18 protein-coding genes and 1 tRNA gene are annotated in these 20021 nt (G+C 69.3%); 13 read left to right on the top strand and 6 right to left on the bottom strand.

The genetic code is table 11. The annotated features are described in order from the left end of the window. Positions 1–39 precede the first annotated feature (39 nt). The 12 genes from AB3X10_RS14070 (at position 40) to AB3X10_RS14015 (ending at position 11415) form a co-directional block, all read left to right on the top strand. On the top strand, positions 40–1281 hold the full coding sequence (locus tag AB3X10_RS14070; RefSeq protein ID WP_369975734.1) for an argininosuccinate synthase: 1242 nt from the start codon (positions 40–42) through the stop codon (positions 1279–1281). 271 nt (positions 1282–1552) lie between these two features. Next, positions 1553–2005 (top strand): GNAT family N-acetyltransferase, encoded by a 453-nt coding sequence (locus AB3X10_RS14065; protein ID WP_369975732.1) that lies wholly within the window; start codon positions 1553–1555, stop codon positions 2003–2005. Positions 2006–2011: 6 nt separating this feature from the next. Then, entirely contained in the window at positions 2012–3109 is a 1098-nt protein-coding gene (locus AB3X10_RS14060; protein WP_369975731.1) for an acetylornithine deacetylase, read from the top strand. Between the two features lie 59 nt (positions 3110–3168). Continuing rightward, positions 3169–4485, top strand: coding sequence for an acetylglutamate kinase (locus AB3X10_RS14055; protein ID WP_369975730.1), 1317 nt, complete (start codon positions 3169–3171; stop codon positions 4483–4485). A 5-nt stretch (positions 4486–4490) separates the two neighbouring features. Then, the gene (locus AB3X10_RS14050) at positions 4491–5102 is read left to right on the top strand and encodes a GNAT family N-acetyltransferase (RefSeq protein ID WP_369975729.1); all 612 of its coding nucleotides are present in this window, start codon (positions 4491–4493) and stop codon (positions 5100–5102) included. After that, positions 5099–6082: an N-acetyl-gamma-glutamyl-phosphate reductase gene (gene argC / locus AB3X10_RS14045; protein ID WP_369975728.1), complete on the top strand. Its 984-nt coding sequence runs from the start codon at positions 5099–5101 to the stop codon at positions 6080–6082. Before AB3X10_RS14050 ends, argC begins: the two co-directional genes overlap by 4 nt. Before the next feature lie 87 nt (positions 6083–6169). Then, entirely contained in the window at positions 6170–7465 is a 1296-nt protein-coding gene (argH, locus tag AB3X10_RS14040) for an argininosuccinate lyase (RefSeq protein WP_369975726.1), read from the top strand. Between the two features lies 1 nt (position 7466). Beyond that, a complete protein-coding gene (locus AB3X10_RS14035) occupies positions 7467–7844 on the top strand; it encodes a cupin domain-containing protein (protein WP_369975724.1) in 378 nt (125 codons plus the stop codon). Next, positions 7841–8101, top strand: coding sequence for a YciI family protein (locus AB3X10_RS14030; protein ID WP_369975722.1), 261 nt, complete (start codon positions 7841–7843; stop codon positions 8099–8101). The genes AB3X10_RS14035 and AB3X10_RS14030 overlap by 4 nt, the downstream gene beginning before the upstream one ends. 9 nt (positions 8102–8110) lie before the next feature. Further along, positions 8111–9271: a glutamate 5-kinase gene (gene proB / locus AB3X10_RS14025; RefSeq protein ID WP_369975721.1), complete on the top strand. Its 1161-nt coding sequence runs from the start codon at positions 8111–8113 to the stop codon at positions 9269–9271. Positions 9272–9383: 112 nt separating this feature from the next. Next, positions 9384–10628: a glutamate-5-semialdehyde dehydrogenase gene (locus AB3X10_RS14020; RefSeq protein ID WP_369975719.1), complete on the top strand. Its 1245-nt coding sequence runs from the start codon at positions 9384–9386 to the stop codon at positions 10626–10628. Between the two features lies 1 nt (position 10629). Continuing rightward, a complete protein-coding gene (locus tag AB3X10_RS14015) occupies positions 10630–11415 on the top strand; it encodes a hypothetical protein (RefSeq protein ID WP_369975717.1) in 786 nt (261 codons plus the stop codon). Between the two features lie 37 nt (positions 11416–11452). Here AB3X10_RS14015 and AB3X10_RS14010 read toward each other — a convergent pair whose 3' ends face one another. Then, on the bottom strand, positions 11453–13861 hold the full coding sequence (locus tag AB3X10_RS14010; protein ID WP_369975715.1) for a glycosyl hydrolase family 95 catalytic domain-containing protein: 2409 nt from the start codon (positions 13859–13861) through the stop codon (positions 11453–11455). 319 nt (positions 13862–14180) lie between these two features. Between AB3X10_RS14010 and AB3X10_RS14005 the strand changes: the two genes are divergently transcribed. Continuing rightward, the gene (locus AB3X10_RS14005; protein ID WP_369975714.1) at positions 14181–16097 is read left to right on the top strand and encodes a CocE/NonD family hydrolase; all 1917 of its coding nucleotides are present in this window, start codon (positions 14181–14183) and stop codon (positions 16095–16097) included. Between the two features lie 76 nt (positions 16098–16173). Here AB3X10_RS14005 and AB3X10_RS14000 read toward each other — a convergent pair whose 3' ends face one another. The 5 genes from AB3X10_RS14000 to AB3X10_RS13980 form a co-directional block, all read right to left on the bottom strand. Beyond that, positions 16174–16524 (bottom strand): hypothetical protein, encoded by a 351-nt coding sequence (locus AB3X10_RS14000; RefSeq protein WP_369975712.1) that lies wholly within the window; start codon positions 16522–16524, stop codon positions 16174–16176. 293 nt (positions 16525–16817) lie between these two features. After that, positions 16818–16894 (bottom strand) — tRNA-Pro (locus tag AB3X10_RS13995). A 60-nt stretch (positions 16895–16954) separates the two neighbouring features. Beyond that, complete coding sequence (gene cydX / locus AB3X10_RS13990; protein ID WP_369975711.1) at positions 16955–17062, bottom strand: cytochrome bd-I oxidase subunit CydX; 108 nt, start codon at positions 17060–17062, stop codon at positions 16955–16957. A gap of 34 nt (positions 17063–17096) precedes the next feature. Next, a complete protein-coding gene (gene cydB / locus AB3X10_RS13985) occupies positions 17097–18248 on the bottom strand; it encodes a cytochrome d ubiquinol oxidase subunit II (protein WP_369975709.1) in 1152 nt (383 codons plus the stop codon). Between the two features lie 19 nt (positions 18249–18267). Continuing rightward, a complete protein-coding gene (locus tag AB3X10_RS13980) occupies positions 18268–19857 on the bottom strand; it encodes a cytochrome ubiquinol oxidase subunit I (protein WP_369975707.1) in 1590 nt (529 codons plus the stop codon). Positions 19858–20021: the final 164 nt, after the last annotated feature.

The following is a 20021-nucleotide window of genomic DNA, read 5'->3' as shown; positions in this document are numbered from 1 at the left end:
TCCCGCTCTTAATTAGTCAACCGCAGAGAGATTCCCCCCATGTCGCAGCAGACCGCTTCCACCAATCCCGAATCCCCACTCCCGACTCCCGGCGGTAAGGACATCGTCCTCGCGTTCTCCGGCGGCCTGGACACCAGCTTCTGCATTCCCTATCTGCAGGAGAAGGGCTACGCCGTGCACACCGTGTTCGCCGATACCGGCGGCGTGGACGACGAGGAGCGCGACTTCATCGAGAAGCGCGCCGCCGAGCTGGGCGCGGCCAGCCACGTCACCGTAGACGGCGGCCCGGCGATCTGGAGCGGCTTCGTCAAGCCGTTCGTGTGGGCCGGCGAGGGCTACCAGGGCCAGTACCCGCTGCTGGTGTCCGACCGCTATCTGATCGTCGATGCCGCGCTCAAGCGCGCCGACGAGCTGGGCACCAAGGTCATCGCGCACGGCTGCACCGGCATGGGCAACGACCAGGTGCGCTTCGACCTGGCGGTCAAGGCGCTGGGCGACTACGAGATCGTGGCGCCGATCCGCGAGATCCAGAAGGAACACACCCAGACCCGCGCCTACGAGCAGAAGTACCTGGAGGAGCGCGGCTTCGGCGTGCGCGCCAAGCAGAAGGCGTACACGATCAACGAGAACCTGCTGGGCGTGACCATGTCCGGCGGCGAGATCGACCGCTGGGAAGCGCCGGGCGAGGGCACCCGCGGCTGGTGCGCGCCGCGCAGCGCGTGGCCGACCGAGCCGCTGACGGTGACGCTGAAGTTCGAGCACGGCGAAGCGGTGGCGGTGGACGGCAAGCCGCTGGAAGGCGCCAAGCTGCTGGCCAAGCTCAACAAGCTGTTCGCCCCGTACGGCGTGGGCCGCGGCATGTACACCGGCGACACCGTGATCGGGCTCAAGGGCCGCATCGTGTTCGAGGCGCCGGGGTTGATCTCGCTGCTGGCCGCGCACCGCGCGCTGGAGGACGCGGTGCTGACCAAGCAGCAGAACCGCTTCAAGCCGGACGTGGCGCGCAAGTGGGTGGAGCTGGTCTACGAAGGCTTCTACCACGACCCGCTGAAGACCGACCTGGAGGCGTTCCTGGATTCCTCGCAGGCCAAGGTCAACGGCGAAGTGACGCTGGAGACCCGCGGCGGCCGTGTCGATGCGGTGGCGGTGAAGTCGCCGCACCTGCTCAACGCCAAGGGCGCGACCTACGCGCAGTCGGCGGACTGGGGCGTGGCCGAGGCGGAGGGCTTCATCAAGCTGTTCGGGATGAGCTCGACGCTGTACGCGCAGGTCAATCGCTGAGGATAAAACCCACCTCCACTGGGAGCGGAGCGAGAGCCCCTCTCCCGTCGGGAGAGGGGTTGGGGTGAGCCGCAGGAAACCTTCGGGACCGATCATGACGAACGCGCCGCCACGCGCCGGTCATGGTGAACCACGGCAGCGGCCATTCCCATCGTTCTCCCTCCGGGCGCGTGGCGACGCGTTCGTCCTGGTCGCTTCTCGAGGTCTCTCGAGGCGCCCCTCATCCGCCCCTTCGGGGCACCTTCTCCCGACGGGAGAAGGAATTGTCGTGATGGAACCCATGCACGAATTGCGTATCAGCACCGACAAGCAGGAACTGGATCTGCCGCTGATCCATCGCTTCCTCAGCGAACAGGCCTATTGGTGCCTGGGCATCCCGCTGGACACGGTGCGGCGGGCGATCGCCGGCGCGCTGTGCTTCGGCGGCTACGTCGAGGGCGCAGGCCAGGTGGCGTTCGCACGGGTGATCACCGATGGCGCGACCTTCGCCTACCTGGCCGACGTGTTCGTGCTGGATGCGTACCGCGGCCGCGGCTACAGCAAGCAATTGATGGCGGCGATCATGGCCCATCCGCAGCTGCAGGGCCTGCGCCGCTTCATGCTCGCCACCTCCGACGCGCATGCGCTGTACGCCCAGTACGGCTTCGCCGCGCCGACACGCCCGCAGTCGCTGATGGAAATCGCCCACCACGACCTCTACCGCACCAGCACCACGGCTGCCTGACCCGCCATGACCGACCTGCTCCAATCCACCCTCGCGCATCTGCAGACCCTGGTGTCCTTCGACACCCGCAATCCGCCGCGCGCGATCACCACCGGCGGCATCTTCGACTACCTGCGCGCGCAGTTGCCCGGGTTCCAGGTCGAGGTGATCGACCACGGCGCCGGGGCGGTCAGCCTGTACGCGGTGCGCGGCACGCCGAAGTACCTGTTCAACGTGCACCTGGACACGGTGCCGGACTCGCCGCACTGGAGCGCCGACCCGCACCGCATGCGCCGCACCGACGACCGCGTGATCGGCCTGGGCGTGTGCGACATCAAGGGCGCGGCCGCGGCGCTGGTCGCGGCGGCCAATGCCGGCGACGGCGATGCCGCGTTCCTGTTCTCCAGCGACGAGGAAGCCAACGACCCGCGCTGCATCGCCGCGTTCCTGGCCCGCGGCATCGCCTACGAGGCGGTGCTGGTGGCCGAGCCGACGATGAGCGAGGCGGTGCTGGCGCATCGCGGCATCAGTTCGGTGCTGATGCGCTTCGCCGGCCGCGCCGGGCATGCCTCGGGCAAGCAGGATCCCTCGGCCAGCGCCTTGCACCAGGCGATGCGCTGGGGCGGCAAGGCCCTGGACCACGTCGAGTCGCTGGCGCATGCGCGCTTCGGCGGCCTGACCGGCCTGCGCTTCAACATCGGCCGGGTCGAGGGCGGCATCAAGGCGAACATGATCGCGCCGGCGGCCGAGCTGCGCTTCGGCTTCCGGCCGCTGCCGTCGATGGACGTGGACGCGCTGCTGGCGACCTTCGCCGGCTTCGCCGACCCGGCCGCCGCGCACTTCGAGGAGACCTTCCGCGGGCCGAGCCTGCCCTCGGGCGACATCGCGCTCGCCGAGGACCGGCGCCTGGCCGCGCGCGACGTGGCCGACGCGCTGGAGCTGCCGATCGGCAACGCGGTGGACTTCTGGACCGAGGCCTCGCTGTTCTCGGCCGGCGGCTACACCGCGCTGGTCTACGGCCCGGGCGACATTGCCCAGGCGCACACCGCCGACGAGTTCGTGACGCTGCAGCAGCTGCAGCGCTACGCGACCTCGGTGGACCGCATCATCAACGGCGTGCGCTGAGCACGCGCCGCCGGGGCCACGGCCCTTCCATCCCGGATCACGGAACCGCCATCACCGCCATGCACGCCAACAAGCAAACCCGCCAGACCATCGTCCGCCTGCTCTCGAGCATGGCCAGCGCCAAGGAGATCAGCCAGTACCTCAAGCGCTTTTCGCAGCTGGACGCCAAGCGCTTCGCCGTGGTCAAGGTCGGCGGCGCGGTGCTGCGCGACGACCTGGAGGCGCTGACCTCGTCGCTGTCGTTCCTGCAGGAGGTCGGCCTGACCCCGATCGTGCTGCACGGCGCCGGCCCGCAGCTGGACGCGGAGCTGTCGGCCGCGGGCATCGAGAAGCAGACCGTCAACGGCCTGCGGGTGACCTCGCCGGAAGCGCTGGCGATCGTGCGCAAGGTGTTCCAGGCCTCCAACCTCAAGCTGGTGGAGGCGCTGCAGCAGAACGGCGCGCGCGCCACCTCGATCACCGGCGGCGTGTTCGAGGCGCAGTACCTGGACCGCGACACCTACGGCCTGGTCGGCGAGGTCAAGGCGGTGAACCTGGCGCCGATCGAGGCCAGCCTGCAGGCCGGCTCGATCCCGGTGATCACCAGCCTGGGCGAGACCCCGAGCGGGCAGATCCTCAACATCAACGCCGACTTCGCCGCCAACGAACTGGTGCAGGAGCTGCAGCCGTACAAGATCATCTTCCTCACCGGCACCGGCGGGCTGCTCGACGAGGACGGCAAGGTGATCGACTCGATCAACCTGTCCACCGAGTACGCGCACCTGATGCAGCAGCCGTGGATCAACGGCGGCATGCGGGTCAAGATCGAACAGATCAAGGATCTGCTGGACCGGCTGCCGCTGGAGTCGTCGGTGTCGATCACGCGCCCGGCCGACCTGGCCAAGGAACTGTTCACCCACAAGGGCTCGGGCACGCTGGTGCGGCGCGGCGAGAAGGTGCTGCGCGCCACGGCGTGGAGCGAGCTGGACCTGCCGCGGCTGCAGACGCTGATCGAGTCCAGCTTCGGCCGCACCCTGGTGCCGGACTATTTCGACAGCACCCGGCTGCTGCGCGCCTACGTCAGCGAGAACTACCGCGCCGCGGTGATCCTGACCGACGAGGATGGCTACACCTACCTGGACAAGTTCGCGGTGCTCGACGACGCGCAGGGCGAAGGCCTGGGCCGCGCGGTGTGGAACGTGATGCGCGAGGAGACCCCGCAGCTGTTCTGGCGCTCGCGCCACAACAACCAGGTCAACATCTTCTACTACGCCGAATCCGACGGCTGCTTCAAGCAGGAGAAGTGGAAGGTGTTCTGGTACGGGCTGGAGAACTTCGAGCAGATCCAGCACTGCGTGGCGCATTGCGCCACCCGCACGCCGACCTTGCTGGGCTGATCGCGATGAGCATGGACCTGCTGCCTGCGCTGTGGCGCCAGGTGCCGAGCCTGCAGGGCCGGCATGCGTCGCTGGAACCGTTGCGGGCAGCGCACGCCGACGCGTTGCGCACGGCCTTGCACGGCAGCGGCCTGGAGCGGCTGTGGTACACCAGCGTGCCGGCTGCGGACAAGGTCGACGGCTACGTGGCCGCCGCGCTGGACGTGCAGGCGCAGGGCCGCGTGCTGCCGTTCGCGGTGCGCGATGCGGCCGGCGAAGTCGTCGGCAGCACGCGCTTCTACGGGCTGGACGCCGAGGTGCCGACGCTGCTGATCGGCTATACCTGGTACGCGCCGCGGGTGCAGCGCAGCGGGGTCAACACCGAGGTCAAGCTGATGCTGCTGCAGTACGCGTTCGAGACCCTGCAGTGCATCAGCGTCGGCTTCGAGACCAGCTGGTTCAACCACACCTCGCGCGCGGCCATCGCCCGGCTCGGCGCCAAGCAGGACGGCGTGCTGCGCAACCACAAGCGCCACGCCGACGGCACGCCGCGCGACACCGTGGTGTTCTCCATCATCGATACGGAATGGGCCGGGGTGAAACGCCACCTGCAGTTCCGCCTGGACTCGCATACATGACTTCCAAGACCTATGGCGTCGGCATCGTCGGCGCGCGCGGCCATACCGGCGCCGAACTGATCAAGCTGGTCGCCGCGCATCCGCAACTGCAGCTGGCGTTCGTCTCCTCGCGCGAGCTGGCCGGCCAGCGCGTGGCCGAGCACAGCGAGGCCTACCAGGGCGAGCTGCGCTACGAGAACCTGGACGCCGACGCGGTCGCGGCCAAGCGCGCCGACGCGGTGGTGCTGGCGCTGCCCAACGGCAAGGCCGCGCCCTACGTGGCCGCGCTGGACGCGGCGGCGGCCGAACCGGCCGCGCTCGATCCGGTCGTGGTCGATCTGTCGGCCGACTACCGCTTCGACCCCGGCTGGTACTACGGCCTGCCGGAACTGACCCGCGCGCGCTACGCCGGGCAGAAGCGGATCAGCAATCCCGGCTGCTACGCCACCGCGATGCAGCTGGCGATCGCGCCGTTGCTCGACCAGCTGGCCGGCCCGCCGCAGTGCTTCGGCGTGTCCGGCTATTCCGGCGCCGGCACCACGCCGTCGGACAAGAACAACCCCGAGCTGCTGCGCGACAACCTGATGCCGTACGCGCTGACCGACCACATGCACGAGCGCGAAGTGTCCGCGCAGCTGGGCGTGCCGGTGGAGTTCATGCCGCACGTGGCGCCGCATTTCCGCGGCATCACCATGACCGTGAACCTGTGGCTGCAGCAGCCGCTGGCGCTGGATGCGATCCAGCGCCGCTACCGCGAGCGCTACGCCGGCGAGCCGCTGATCGAGGTGCTCGACGAGGCGCCGTGGGTCAGCCGCATCGCCGGCAGGCACGGCGTGCAGATCGGCGGCTTCACCCTGGCCCCGGGCAACAAGCGCCTGGTGGTGGTGGCGACCCTGGACAACCTGCTCAAGGGCGCGGCGACGCAGGCGATGCAGAATCTCAATCTGGCGCTGGGGCTGGACGAGCTGACCTCGATCCCGCCGATGGACGCGCCGCAGTAGGACGCCCACGTCGGCGCCGCATCTGTCACGGATGCAGCGCGCCGCTTTCCGAATCCCCATTCCCCAATCCCCATTCCCGGCTTCCCAATGACCAACCTCCTCTGGCAAAAACCCGGCGTCGCCGTCGACGCCAAGATCCAGGCCTTCCTGGCCGGCGACGACGTGATCCTGGACCGCGAGTTCTTCCTGCACGACATCGCCGCCAGCGGCGCGCACGCCGAAGGCCTGCAGCGCATCGGCATCCTTTCGGCCGACGAGCTGGCCGGGCTGCAGCGCGAGCTGGCGATCCTGGCCGAGGATTTCCGCAGCGGCGGGTTCGTGCTCGACGAGCGCTTCGAGGACGGGCATTCGGCGATCGAGGCGCGGCTGACCGAGCGCCTGGGCGATGCCGGCCGCAAGATCCACACCGGGCGCAGCCGCAACGACCAGATCCTGGTCGCCACCCGGCTGTGGCTGAAGGAACGGCTGGCGCAGCTGGCGCAGCTGAGCCGCGAGATCGCCAAGGTCGCGCTGGACCGCGCGCAGGCCGAGCAGGCGCTGCCGCTGCCGGGCTACACCCATATCCAGCGCGCCGTGGTGTCCTCGGCCGGGATGTGGTGGGCCGGCTGGGCCGAGGCCTTCATCGACGATGCGATCCGCGCCAACGACACGCTGCGCCTGATCGACGCCAACCCGCTTGGCACCGCCGCCGGCTACGGCGTCAACCTCAAGCTCGACCGCGAGCACACCACCGCCGCGCTCGGCTTCGCGCGCATGCAGGTCAGCCCGATCTACGCGCAGCTGTCGCGCGGCAAGTTCGAGATGGCCGCGCTGGAAGCGCTGGGCAGCGCGACCCTGGACCTGCGCCGGCTGGCCTGGGACCTGTCGCTGTTCACCAGCGGCGAATTCGGCTTCGTCGCCTTGCCGGCGCAGTACACCACCGGCAGCTCGATCATGCCCAACAAGCGCAACCCGGACGTGATCGAACTGATGCGCGCCACCCACGCCAGCGTGGCCGCCGCGCGCACCGAGATCGAGCAGCTGCTGTCGCTGCCGTCCGGCTACCACCGCGACCTGCAGAGCAGCAAGGGCGCGATCTTCCACGGCTTCGGCCGCGGCCTGGCCGCGCTGGAACTGCTGCCGGCGCTGCTGGCCAACCTGGAGTGGCGGCAGGACAGGCTGCGCGCGGCGATCGACTCGGGCATGTACGCCACCGACGTCGCGGTCGAGGCGGCGCTGGCCGGGGTGCCGTTCCGCGAGGCCTACCAGGCCGCCGCCGCGGCGTCGGACAGCGCAGGGCAGGGGCGCACGCCGGAAGGCAGCCTGGCCGCGCGGGTCTCGCCCGGCGCCGCCGCCGATCTGCGTCTGGCGGAATTGCAATCGCGCTGGGACGCGCTGGCCTGAGATGGACGTCGTCGACACCGCCACTGCCGAACACTACCTATGGGGCAGCGGTTGCGACGGCTGGCATCTGCTGCGCGGCGGCGACCTGGGCGTGATCGAAGAGCGCATGCCGCCCGGCAGCGTCGAGCAACGCCACCTGCATCGTCGCGCGCGGCAATTCTTCTACGTGCTGGCCGGGCAGGCGGTACTGGAACTGGACGGGCGCCAGCACAGGTTGGACGTCGGTCAGGGGTTGCACGTGCCGCCCGGCTGCGCGCACCAGATGCGCAACGAGTCGGCCGCGGACCTGCGTTTTCTGCTGGTGTCGGCGCCGCATAGCCATGGCGACCGCGAACTGGCACCACCTGCTTCGATGGACACACGGGAGGACGACCGATGAACACGTTGTACCTGGTGATGGCGATGCGCAAGCCTGACTTTCCTGCCGCGGTGGTCGAGCCGCATCGCGCCTTCCTGGCGCAGCTGCGCGCCGAGGACCTGCTGGAACTCGCCGGCGGCTTCGCCGACGGCAGCGGCGGCGCCTATCTGCTGAAGAACGTCGCCAGCCTGGAGGCGGCGCGTGCGCTGGTGGCGCAGGATCCGTTGGTGCTGCAGGACGCCTCCGAACTCACCGTGTACGCGTGGCAGGCCCACTGAGCTGATGCCATGAACGACCCGACCCGCCCGCCTGTGTCGCCCTTCGCCGAACAGCGCCTGCCGCCGTGGCGGCGTGCGGTGCTGAAGGTCGGCAGCAGCCTGCTCGCCGCCGATGGCGGCGGCGGGCTGTCGCCGCGCTACGCGCTGGGGCTGGCGCAGTTCGTCTCGGCCAACCTGGCGGCCGGGCGCGAACTGGTGATCGTGTCGTCCGGCGCGGTCGCGGCCGGACGCGCGATCCTGCCGCGGGCCGCCGAGGCCGGCGCGGCGATCGCCGCGCGGCAGGCATTGGCCGCGCTCGGCCAGGCGCAACTGATCGCACTGTGGCAGCGCTTCTTCGAGCGCCCGGTGGCGCAGGTGCTGCTGACCCACGACGACCTGCGCAACCGCCGCCGCTACCTCAACGCGCGCGCCACCCTGGGCGAACTGCTGCGATTGGGCGCGCTGCCGGTGGTCAACGAGAACGACACCGTGTCGGTGGACGAACTCAAGCTCGGCGACAACGACAACCTGGCCGCGATCGTCGCCGCGCTGGTCGATGCCGATGCGCTGTTCATCGCCACCGACATCGACGGCCTGTACACCGCCGACCCGCGCAGCGACCCGCGCGCGCAGCCGCTGGACGAGGTGGCCGAGCTGACCGCGGCGGTGCTGGCGATGGCCGGCGGCAGCGGCAGCAGCGTCGGCACCGGCGGCATGCGCACCAAGCTGGAGGCCGCGGCCAAGGCCGGCGCCGCCGGCATCGAGACCTACCTGTTCAACGGCCGCAGCGCCGAGGTGGTGCGCGGCCTGGCCCAGGACCGCCTGCGCGGCACCCGCATCCATCCGGCGCGCACCCGCATCGCCGCGCGCAAGTACTGGCTGCGCCACGTCCCGGTCGAACCCGGCGCGATCCTGGTCGATGCCGGCGCCGCCGCCGCGCTGGCCGACCGCGGCGCCTCGCTGCTGCCCGGCGGCGTGGCCGGCGCCGAAGGCGACTTCCGCCGCGGCGACATGGTCGAGGTGCGCCTGCGCGACGCCGCCGGCGAGCGCTGCCTGGCGCGTGGCGTCAGCCAGTACTCGGCCGCCGACGTGCGCCGCATCGCCCGCTGCCATTCGCGCGACATCGAATCGATCCTGGGGTACAACTATGGCGAGAACGTGATCCATCGCGACGATCTGGTGCTGGTGTAGCCGGGATTGGGGATTCGAAATTGGGGATGCGTTTCGATCCTGCGTGGTTCCCGGCGACCGATGCCCTGTTTTTGCGAATCCCCAATCCCCAATCACAAATCCCGGCTTTCCAATGACCATCAAAACCCAAGCCCTGCAATGCCGCGACGCCGCGCAGGCGCTGGCGCAGCTGTCGTCCGCGGCCAAGCAGGCCTTGCTGGAGGCGATGGCGGCGGCGCTGGAGGCGGATGCGGAGGCGATCCTCGCCGCCAATGCGCGCGACCTGGAGGCGGCGCGGGCCAAGGACGTCGGCAGCGCCATGCTCGACCGGCTGGCGCTGGACGGCAAGCGCCTGGCCGGCGTCGCCGCGGCCTTGCGCGAGGTGGCGGCGCTGCCCGATCCGGTCGGCCAGGTCACCCGCGACGACGTGCGTCCGAACGGCATCCGCGTGCAGAAGGTGCGGGTGCCGCTGGGCGTGGTGGCGATGATCTACGAAGCGCGCCCGAACGTCACCGCCGATGCCGCGGCGCTGTGCATCAAGGCCGGCAACGGGGTGATCCTGCGCGGCGGCTCGGAGGCGATCCATTCCAACACCGCCATCGCCGCTTCGTTGCGGCGCGCGCTGCGCGAGGCCGGGCTCGGCGAGGACGCCTTGACCCTGGTCGAGGACCTGCGCCGCGAGACCATGCTGGAACTGCTGCAGCTCAACGACATCGTCGACCTGGCGATCCCGCGCGGCGGCGAGGGCCTGATCCGCTTCGTCGCCGAGCACGCGCGGGTGCCGGTGATCAAGCACTACAAGGGCGTGTGCCATCTGTTCGTGGACGCCTCGGCGGACCTGGAGCTGGCGGTGAAGCTGCTGGTGGACGGCAAGACCACGCGCCCGGCCGCCTGCAATTCGCTGGAGACGCTGCTGGTGCACGCCGACGTCGCCGCGCGCTTCCTGCCGCTGGCGGCGCAGGCGCTGCAGCAGCGCGGGGTGCGCCTGCGCGGCGACGACGCCACTCGCGAATTGCTGCCGGACATCGACGCGGCCAGCGACGCCGACTACGCCGCCGAATTCCTCGACCTGATCCTGGCGATCCGCGTGGTGCCGGACCTGGACGCGGCGATCGCGCACATCCGCCACTACGGTTCGGACCATACCGAGGTCATCGCCACCGCCGATGCGGCCAACGCCGAGGCGTTCGTGCAGGCGCTGCGCGCGGCGGTGGTGATGGTCAACGCCTCCTCGCGCTTCTCCGACGGCGGCGAACTGGGCCTGGGCGCGGAGATCGGCATCTCCACCACGCGCCTGCACGCCTACGGCCCGATGGGCCTGGAAGCGCTGACCGTGGAGCGCTTCGTGGTGCGTGGCGAGGGGCAGGTGCGGCACTGAGATGCAGCCACGCCATGCTGGCCTGGGCACCTTGTCGCTGCTTTCCGTTGCCGCGCTGGCCGGTGTGGTCGGCGATGCCGGACACGAGCTTGCGCACACTGTGGTCGCGATGTTCACGCCAGGCGTAAGCTTGCAGCAGATCTCGACCATCGGTCTCAGCAGCGTCGGCACCTCACCCTGGATTGCCTTGGCTGGCCCGGCGTTCAATCTGTGCGCCGCGCTCACGCTGTTGCTGGCGCGCAGCGCTGGCCTGCCGCCGTCGTGGCGTTATGTCGCCTGGGTGGTCGGCACCTTTAATCTGTTCAATGCGGTGGCCTATCTGGTCTATTCGGCGCTGCTGGGCAGCGGCGACTGGGCGACGGTGTTTGCCGGCGTTGCCCATCCTGCGGCATGGCGGATCCCATTGGGCATTGCCGGCGTGCTCGGCTACTGGGCCGCCATCCGCATGGCCGCATCGGGGTTGGCAACGCTGTGCGCCGATGGCGTGCTGTCTGCCGATGAAGCCACGCGTGCCTGCCGCGTGTCCTATCTCGGCTTCGGCGCGTTGCTCACACTCGGCGCGCTGTTCAACCCGATCAGCTGGACGCTGGTGTTCAGTTCCGGCGTGGCGACTGGATTCCTGGCCATGGCAGGCATGCTGGCGCTGCCCGCATCGCTGCCCGCATCGCTGCCTGTGGCGCTGGCCGAACGCGGTGCGCTGCGGCTCGGCATGGCGTGGCGTATCGCTGGCGCGTTGGCGAGCCTGTGGTTCGTCGCCGTGATGGGACCCGGCATCCGGCTGGGCTGACCGGGCGGCATGCCGTACGCCGTCATCTGCGAATGTCTCAGAGCACGCGCATGGTTGCGCCATGCGCCAGCTCCACCATGCGCCGCGTGCCGTTGAACGTCAGTTCGGTGCGCGTGCCGCCGACGCTGCGCAGCGCGATCCGCGTGGCCTTGCCGGCGCGCCATTCCAGGTCCACCACGAAGCCGCCGCGCGCGCCGATGCCGCTGATCCGGCCGCGTTCGGCCCAGGCCTTGGGCAGCGCCGGCAACAGCGCGATATGCCCGGGCCGCGAGTACAGCAGCATCTCCAGCATCGCGGTGGGCGTGCCGAAGTTGGCGTCGATCTGGAACACGCCGCCCAGCGTGGGATCGCCGTGCTGGCTGAGGTCGTAGATGTCGAAGAAGTTCGGCGCGGTGCCGTTGCTGTGCACGATCGACGGCTTGAGGTTGGTCGCGACCAGGGCATAGGCGCGCTCGGCCTCGCCCAGCCGCGCCCAGCACAGCGCGCGCCAGGCGCAGGCCCAGCCGAAGCTGTGCATGCCGCGCGCCTCCAGCAGCTTGCGTGCCGCGGCGACCTGCTCGGACGGCGCCAGGTCCGGATGCAGGCGATGGCCGGGATACAGCCCCATCAGTGGCGACAGGTGGCGGTGGTGCGCCTCGCCCAGGTCGTCGGGCGACATCCATTCCTGCAACTGGCCGCTGCGCGGGCTGATCTGCGGCAGGTACAGGCGCTGCTGCAGCCCGGCGATGGTCGCCGCATACGCCGCATCGCGTTCGAGCAGCGCACTGGCCTGGCGGTATTGGCCGAACAGGTTCCAGGCCAGTTCCTGCGCATAGGCGATGCCGCGCGCGTCCTCCGGGCCGTGCTCGGGCGACCAGTCGTGGTCGTCGACCAGGCGCGTGTGCGGGCGCCCATCGGGGCCGGGGACCTCCAGCGCGATCAGCCGCGCCTGCCAGAATTCGCAGGCGCCCTTGAGCAGCGGGTAGATCCGCGCCAGGTAGGCGCGGTCCTGGGTGTATTCGTAGTGCTGCCACAGGCTGTCGCACAGCCAGGCGTTGCCGCCCGGGTGCCAGGACCAGCCGCTGCCGCCGAACGGGTTGGTCGAGAACGCCACGGCCCAGCCGGCGACCTTGCCGGAGGTGTTGCGGAAGCGGTTGCGCGGGTCGTTGAAGTGCGCCTGGGTGATCTGCGTCCACGCCGGCAGCTGCGCCAGGCAGTAGCGGGCGAGCGCGTCGAAGCACGGACTCAGCCCGGCCGCGTCGGTCAGCCAGTAGTTCATCTGCAGATTGACGTCGCTGTGGTAATCGCTCATCCACGGCGGATCGTTGTTCTCCAGCCACAGCCCCTGCAGGTTGATCGGCAGCGCATCGCGCGAGGCGGCGATGGTCAGGTAGCGGCCGAACTGCAGGTACAGCGCTTCCAGTTCCGGATCGGGCGTGTCCGCGGCGGCGCGCGCCTGCAGCCGCTGCCATAGATCGAGCTTGCGCTGCGCCGCGCTGGAGCGGCCCAGCTCCACCTGCATGCGGTCGAACAGGGCGCGGTGGTCGGCCACGTGGGTGTACAGCAAGGTCTCGGGTGCGAGCGCCGCCGCCGCGGCGCAGCGCTGCCGGGCCAGGGCCTGCGGATCCAGCTGCGGATCGCGGTAGTTCCTGGCCAGGTCGGGCACGTAGTTGCTGCCGCCGCACACGATGATGCGCAGCGCGCTGCAGTCGCGGAAGTGCAGCGTGTCGCCGCGCAGCTCCACGCTGCCGTCGGCGGCGACCAGTTGCACGCTCGCGCCGTGGCGCAGGCCATTGGCCAAGGTGCCGGAGAAGCCCAGCTGTCCGCCGGCATCGCCTTGCACCGGCGCGGCGTGCGCGCTGACCAGCTGCAGCCGGCCGTTGTGGCGGCCGCCGCCGCGTTGCTCCAGCTGGATCACGATGGCATCGTCGGGATGGCTGGCGAACACGGTGCGGGTGAATTGGGCGGCGCCCAGCGCGTAGCGCACGCGCATGCAGCCGTTGCTCAGGTCCAGTTCGCGTGCGTAGTCGCGCAGCTGCGCCGGCGCGTGTCCGTCCAGCTCCAGATACAGCTTGGCCAGCATCACGAAGCTGCCGAAGCTGTCCTTGTCGTAGGGAAACTGGCCCTGCGCGTCGAGCACATCGTTGCGGCCGCCGGTCCACAGGCTGGCGTCGGACAGGTACAGGACGTCGCGCTCGGGCGCGCCGCCGACCAGCGCGCCCAGCCGGCCGTTGCCGATCGGCAGGCCTTGCCGCAGCAGGTCGGCCTCGCTGGCCGGGCTGGCGTAGCGCATCCGCAGCGCCTGCGCCGGCGGCAGCAGCGGCGAGCTGGACGGGCGCAGCGGCGCGGCGAGCGCGCGGCCGAAGGCCGGCAGGCCCAGCAGCGGCAGCATGGCGGCCAGGGCGCCGCCCTGCCTGAGGAATGCGCGGCGCGCCGCATTGCCAAGCGCGTGCTCGGAGTCGCTCATCGTGTCGGGTCTCGCAGGCGCCCCGCGCGTGGCTGCGGCGATGGGCAGAAGCATCGTTGTACCTGCCGTGCGCGCTGCAGGGAAGCCATTGCGGGCGGTTTCCGGTGCGCTTGCGCGGATGGCGTCGCGCATGTCCGCAACCGCCCGCGGCGCTGGCGGCAGCCTGGCCGGTCTGGCGGCGGATGCCGCCATGCGCGCGTCCTGGCGCGCACGCGTCGCGACCGCGGGTGGACACGCGCGACCGCCTGCGGCGCGTGCCGACACTTCCGTACGGGCCGCGGTTGCGCCTACAGTCGGGGTCTCACTGTCCGGAGGTTCCATGCGTCCCATCGCCGCCCGCTTGCTCGTCACCGTTGTCGCCGCCGCGCTGGCCGCCGCCGCCCAGGCGCAGACCGCGCCGATGACTCCCGACATCACCGGCAAGGCCTTCGTCGCGCCGACCGAGGCCAACGACTACGTCAAGCGCGAGGTGATGATCCCGATGCGCGACGGGGTCAAGCTGCACACGGTGATCGTGCTGCCAAAGGGCGCGCAGCATGCGCCGATGCTGCTGACGCGCACGCCCTACGACGCCAGCGGCCGCGCCAGCCGGCTGGCCTCGCCGCACATGCGCGACCTGTTGCCGCAGGGCGACGAGGTGTTCGTCGACGGCGGCTACATCCGCGTGTTCCAGGACATCCGCGGCAAGTACGGCTCCGAGGGCGACTACGTGATGACCCGGCCGCTGCGCGGGCCGCTCAACGGCAGCAAGGTCGACCACGCCACCGACGCCTGGGACACCATCGACTGGCTGGTCAAGAACGTGCACGAGTCCAACGGCAGGGTCGGCATGATCGGCTCGTCCTACGAGGGCTTCACCGTGGTCATGGCGCTGACCGACCCGCACCCGGCGCTGAAGGTGGCCGCCCCGGAAAGCCCGATGATCGACGGCTGGATGGGCGACGACTGGCTCAACTACGGCGCCTTCCGCCAGGTCAACTTCGACTACTTCACCGGCCAGCTGACCCAGCGCGGCAAGGGCGTGGGCATCCCGCGCCACGGCTACGACGACTACAGCAATTTCCTGCGCGCCGGCTCGGCCGGCGACTACGCCAAGGCCGCCGGCGTGGACCAGCTGCCGTGGTGGCGCAAGCTCACCGAACACCCGGCCTACGACAGCTTCTGGCAGCAGCAGGCGCTGGACAAGGTGATGGCGCGCACCCCGCTGAAGGTGCCGACGATGTGGCTGCAGGGCCTGTGGGACCAGGAGGACATGTGGGGCGCGATCCACAGCTACCAGGCGATGGAGCCGCGCGACGCCGGCAACGACAGGAACTACCTGGTGATGGGGCCGTGGCGGCACAGCCAGGTCAACTACGACGGCTCGGCGCTGGGCGCGCTGAAGTTCGACGGCGACACCGCGCTGCAGTTCCGCCGCGACGTGCTCAAGCCGTTCTTCGACCAGTACCTGGTCGATGGCGCGGCCAAGGCCGACACGCCGCCGGTGTTCATCTACAACACCGGCGAGAACCACTGGGATCGCCTGCAGGCCTGGCCGCGCAGCTGCGCGCAGGGCTGCGCGGCACGCAGCAGGCCGCTGTACCTGGCTGCCGGCGGCAAGCTGTCGTTCGACGCGCCGGTGGCCGGGCAGGGCGACTACGAGGAATACGTGTCCGACCCGGCCAAGCCGGTGCCGTTCGTGCCGCGCCCGGTCGACTTCGGCGACCGCGACATGTGGACCACCTGGCTGGTGCACGACCAGCGCTTCGTCGACGGCCGCCCGGACGTGCTGACCTTCGTCAGCGAGCCGCTGGCCGCGCCGCTCAGCATCGCCGGCGTGCCCGAAGTGAACCTGCAGGCCTCCACCAGCGGCAGCGACAGCGACTGGGTGGTGAAGCTGATCGACGTCTACCCGGACGAAATGGCTTCCGAGCCGAAGCTGGGCGGCTACGAACTGGCGGTGTCGATGGCGATCTTCCGCGGCCGCTACCGCGAGAGCTTCGAAACGCCCAGGCCGATCGCGCCGAACCAGCCGCTGGCGTACACGTTCGGCCTGCCCACCGCCAACCACACCTTCCAGCGCGGCCACCGGGTGATGGTGCAGGTGCAGTCCAGCCTGTTCCCGCTATACGACCGCAACCCGCAGACCTACGTGCCCAACATCTACTTCGCCAAGCCGGGCGACTACCAGAAGGCGACGCAGCGCATCTGGCACACGCCGCAGCAGGCGAGCTACATCAGTCTGCCGGTGCGCTGAGCGGGTAGAACGCCGCGCTCGGCGGATGTGCCCAGGAACCACGCCCCCATGGCGTCAGGTCGCCCTGATGAGGGGGCTAATTTCTGGTTTCTACTAGAGAGAGTGTGCAAGTCTCGCCGGGTGCCGCTTGGTAGTATTCGAAGCGTGAGAGCGTTCTGCCCGCGCTCTGGGCTGCAAGAATGTTCGCATAGGCGGCCTTGCCGAAGTCATCGCCAAGGTTGAGATAGACGATATCGAACTTGCATTTCACGGAAAGATTGTCTTTGACGCTGAAGTAGGCCGTGTTGCTCTGAACGCCAAGGCGGTCTACGAGTTTGTCGGTTTCGGTAACCGCGGCTGCCGGTGAGCAGTACAACGCAATGAGTAAAGCGACGATGCCTGCTTTCGATATCATGGCGCTCTGGCGCAATTGCGTTGCGTAGTTCATTTCGAATTGTGTCCGGTTGTGTTGATGGCGAGGACCGAGATTGTCAGTCGGCTTCTTGTCCTCCGGCGATTCGCTCTGTGGGAGCTTACGTTGCCCTTGGCTTGGATAGCCGGTGCCATTCCCCTCGCTGGTCTGTCGAATCGCCGGCCAGATAGGCAAAGGCTGCTTCGCCCCGGATGCGTGTGTAGTCAAAATGCGAGCCGCGGGCTGACCGGAGGGGAAGGTGGAGGGCGGTCAGAACACAAAAAAACCCGGAAAACGTTGGTTTTCCAGGCTTCTTGTGACCGTGAAACTGGTCGGGGAGACAGGATTCGAACCTGCGACCTCTACGTCCCGAACGTAGCGCTCTACCAGACTGAGCTACACCCCGAAGGAGCCGCACATGATACGGGGGTCACCCGCATTCGGCAAGATCCTTTGCGAAAAAATTTCAGTCGGCGTCCGGAGCGGCGCCTTCGCGGGCCTCGAACCACATGCCGTTGAGGATGGCGGCGGTGGAGGCCAGGCCGACCCCGAGAATCCAGGCGAAATACCACATGGTGCAATCTCCTATGCGAGCGGGTTGAACGCGCTCAGTACGCGTTGGGGTTGTCGTCCATCGACGCGGCGGTGACCTTGCCCTTCAGCACCCGGTACACCCAGGTGGTGTAGGCGAGGATGATCGGCAGGAACAGCGCGGTGGCCAGCAGCATGATCCACAGGGTCAGGCGGCTGCTGGAGGCGTCCCACACGGTCAGGCTGGAGCCGGGCTGGCTGGAGGAGGGCAGCAGGAACGGGAAGATCGCAAAGCCGACGGTGAGGATGATGCCGGCGATGGCGCTGCCCGAGGCGATGAACGCCAGCCCGCCGCGGCGCCTGTGCAGCAACAGCGCGCTGAGCAGCAGGCCGAGCAGGCCGGCCAGCGGCGCCAGCGCGGTCAGCGGCATCGCCTGGTAGTTGTGCATCCAGCCGCCGACCTCGCCCAGCACCGCGGTCTTCAGCAGCGGGTTGGTGGCGCCGTCGGTGACCGCTTGCGAGGTCACCGCGTAGCCGGGCAGGCCCAGCGCCACCCATACGCCGCCGGCGGCGAACAGCGCGCAGGCCACCAGCGCCGCCACGCTGCCGTAGCGGGCCGCGCGCTCGGCCACCGGGCCGTCGGTCTTCAGCACCAGCATCGCCGCGCCGTGCGCCACCAGCATGCTCACGCTGAGCAGGCCGGCGAGCAGGGCGAACGGCATCAGCAGGCCGAAGAACGTGCCGGTGTAGAACACCCGCAGCGTGTCGTCGAAGTGGAACGGCACGCCGAGCACCACGTTGCCCACCGCCACGCCCATGATCAGCGCCGGGATGAAGCCGCCGACGAACAGCGCCCAGTCCCAGCCGTTGCGCCAGCGCTGGCTGGGCAGCTTGCCGCGGAACTTGAACCCGACCGGGCGCAGGATCAGCGCGAACAGGATCACGAACATGGCCAGGTAGAAGCCGGAGAAGCTGACCGCGTACAGCGGCGGCCAGGCGGCGAAGATCGCGCCGCCGCCGAGCACCAGCCAGACCTGGTTGCCTTCCCAGACCGGGCCGATGGTGTTGACCACCAGCCGGCGTTCGGCGTCGTTCTTGGCCACGAACGGCAGCAGCGCGCCGACGCCCAGGTCGAAACCGTCCATCACCGCGAAGCCGATCAGCAGGATGCCGAGCAGCAGCCACCAGATCACGCGCAGCGTGGTGTAGTCCAATGCAATGAAGTCCATCGTCATTCTCCTGCCGGGATCAGAGTTGACCGGCGGCCGCGGTGGCGGCAAGGGGCGCGGCGGGGCGCGGGGTCGGCTGCAGCAGCGCGGGCAGATCGTCCGGGCCCTTGCGGATCGCCTTGAGCATCAGCTTGATCTCGATGACCAGCAGCACGGTATAGATCGCCACGAAGCCGGCCAGGGTGATCAGGATCTCGTGCAGGGCCAGGCCGGAGGCGGCGTAGAAGGTGGGCAGCACCCCTTCCACCGCCCACGGCTGGCGGCCGTACTCGGCGACGAACCAGCCGCATTCGATCGCGATCCACGGCGCCGGCAGGGTCCACAGCGCCAGCTTCAGGAACCAGCGCTTGTGCTCGAAGTTGTGCTTGCACGAGAACCACATCGCGGCGATGAAGAAGGCGATCAGGTAGAAGCCCAGGCCGGCCATGACCCGGAACGTCCAGAACAGCGGCAGCACGCGCGGCACCGTGTCCAGCGCGGCCTTGGAGATCTCCTCCGGCGTGGCGTTGAGGATGTCGTCGCGGTAGCGCTTGAGCAGCAGGCCGTGGCCCAGGTCCTGCCAGTGGCGGTCGAACACCTCGCGCGCCTGCACGTCGTTGCGGTCGGCCTTGAGCCGCTGCAGCGCGCCGTAGGCGATCTGGCCGCCGCGGATGCGGTGCTCGGCGCGCCCGACCAGTTCCAGGATGCCGGGAATCGGCGTGTTCAGCGAGCGCGTGGCGACCAGCCCCATCAGGTACGGCACCTTGATCGCGTAGTCGTTCTTGCCGGTGGCCTGGTTGGGGATGCCGAAGGCGGTGAAGTCGGCCGGGGCCTGCTCGGTCTCCCACATCGCCTCGATCGCGGCCAGCTTCATCTTCTGGTGTTCGTTGGCGGCGTAGCCGCTCTCGTCGCCGAGCACCACCACCGACAGCGAGGAGGCCAGGCCGAACGCGGCGGCCACCGCGAACGAGCGCCGCGCGATGTCGCGGTGTGTGCCACGCAGCAGGAACAGCGCGCTGATCGACATCACGAACACCGCGCCGGTCACGTAGCCGGCGCTGACCGTGTGCACGAACTTGGCCTGCGCCACCGGGTTGAACACCACCGCCATGAAGTCGACCACTTCCATGCGCATGGTGTCCGGGTTGAACACTGCGCCGGTCGGGTTCTGCATCCAGCCGTTGGCGATCAGGATCCACACCGCCGACAGGTTGGTGCCCAGCGCCATCAGCCAGGTCACCATCAGGTGCTTGACCGGCGAGAGCTTGTTCCAGCCGAAGAAGAACAGGCCGATGAAGGTGGCTTCCAGGAAGAACGCCATCAGCCCCTCGATCGCCAGCGGCGCGCCGAAGATGTCGCCGACGTAGTGGCTGTAGTACGACCAGTTCATGCCGAACTGGAACTCCATCACGATGCCGGTGGCCACGCCCATCGCGAAGTTGATGCCGAACAGCACGCCCCAGAACAGCGCCATGCGCCGCCAGACCTCCTTGCGGGTCATGACGTACACGCTCTCCATGATCGCGATCATGAAGGACAGGCCGAGGGTGAGCGGAACGAACAGGAAGTGGTACATGGCGGTCATGGCGAATTGCAGCCGCGACAGCTCTACGACAGTGGTGTCGATCATGGCTGTGCTACCTCGTGGAAAATGTGCATCTGGGTGGCCGAGTGGCGGTAGGTTGAGGGCGATGTTCCGCTTCCGCCGCGCGCTTGGCCTTGATCCAGATCAATGTCTGCGCCGGTCCGCGCCGGCATCGTGGCGGCACGCGGCGGTTCCGACCGGGATGCCGA

Source organism: Xanthomonas sp. DAR 80977 (genome assembly GCF_041240605.1).
Classification (GTDB): Bacteria; Pseudomonadota; Gammaproteobacteria; order Xanthomonadales; family Xanthomonadaceae; genus Xanthomonas_A; species Xanthomonas_A bundabergensis.
This window is presented reverse-complemented; position numbering and strand designations above follow the sequence as displayed.

Coding starts and splice junctions, on each gene's coding strand:
- AB3X10_RS14050 (WP_369975729.1), top strand. CDS start 4,491: ATGAGCATGGACCTGCTGCCTGCGCTGTGGCGCCAGGTGCCGAGCCTG.
- cydB (WP_369975709.1), bottom strand. CDS start 18,248: ATGGACTTCATTGCATTGGACTACACCACGCTGCGCGTGATCTGGTGG.
- argC (WP_369975728.1), top strand. CDS start 5,099: ATGACTTCCAAGACCTATGGCGTCGGCATCGTCGGCGCGCGCGGCCAT.
- AB3X10_RS14060 (WP_369975731.1), top strand. CDS start 2,012: ATGACCGACCTGCTCCAATCCACCCTCGCGCATCTGCAGACCCTGGTG.
- AB3X10_RS14055 (WP_369975730.1), top strand. CDS start 3,169: ATGCACGCCAACAAGCAAACCCGCCAGACCATCGTCCGCCTGCTCTCG.
- argH (WP_369975726.1), top strand. CDS start 6,170: ATGACCAACCTCCTCTGGCAAAAACCCGGCGTCGCCGTCGACGCCAAG.
- AB3X10_RS14065 (WP_369975732.1), top strand. CDS start 1,553: ATGGAACCCATGCACGAATTGCGTATCAGCACCGACAAGCAGGAACTG.
- AB3X10_RS14030 (WP_369975722.1), top strand. CDS start 7,841: ATGAACACGTTGTACCTGGTGATGGCGATGCGCAAGCCTGACTTTCCT.
- AB3X10_RS14000 (WP_369975712.1), bottom strand. CDS start 16,524: ATGAACTACGCAACGCAATTGCGCCAGAGCGCCATGATATCGAAAGCA.
- AB3X10_RS14015 (WP_369975717.1), top strand. CDS start 10,630: ATGCAGCCACGCCATGCTGGCCTGGGCACCTTGTCGCTGCTTTCCGTT.
- proB (WP_369975721.1), top strand. CDS start 8,111: ATGAACGACCCGACCCGCCCGCCTGTGTCGCCCTTCGCCGAACAGCGC.
- AB3X10_RS13980 (WP_369975707.1), bottom strand. CDS start 19,857: ATGATCGACACCACTGTCGTAGAGCTGTCGCGGCTGCAATTCGCCATG.
- AB3X10_RS14070 (WP_369975734.1), top strand. CDS start 40: ATGTCGCAGCAGACCGCTTCCACCAATCCCGAATCCCCACTCCCGACT.
- AB3X10_RS14020 (WP_369975719.1), top strand. CDS start 9,384: ATGACCATCAAAACCCAAGCCCTGCAATGCCGCGACGCCGCGCAGGCG.
- AB3X10_RS14010 (WP_369975715.1), bottom strand. CDS start 13,861: ATGAGCGACTCCGAGCACGCGCTTGGCAATGCGGCGCGCCGCGCATTC.
- AB3X10_RS14035 (WP_369975724.1), top strand. CDS start 7,467: ATGGACGTCGTCGACACCGCCACTGCCGAACACTACCTATGGGGCAGC.
- cydX (WP_369975711.1), bottom strand. CDS start 17,062: ATGTGGTATTTCGCCTGGATTCTCGGGGTCGGCCTGGCCTCCACCGCC.
- AB3X10_RS14005 (WP_369975714.1), top strand. CDS start 14,181: ATGCGTCCCATCGCCGCCCGCTTGCTCGTCACCGTTGTCGCCGCCGCG.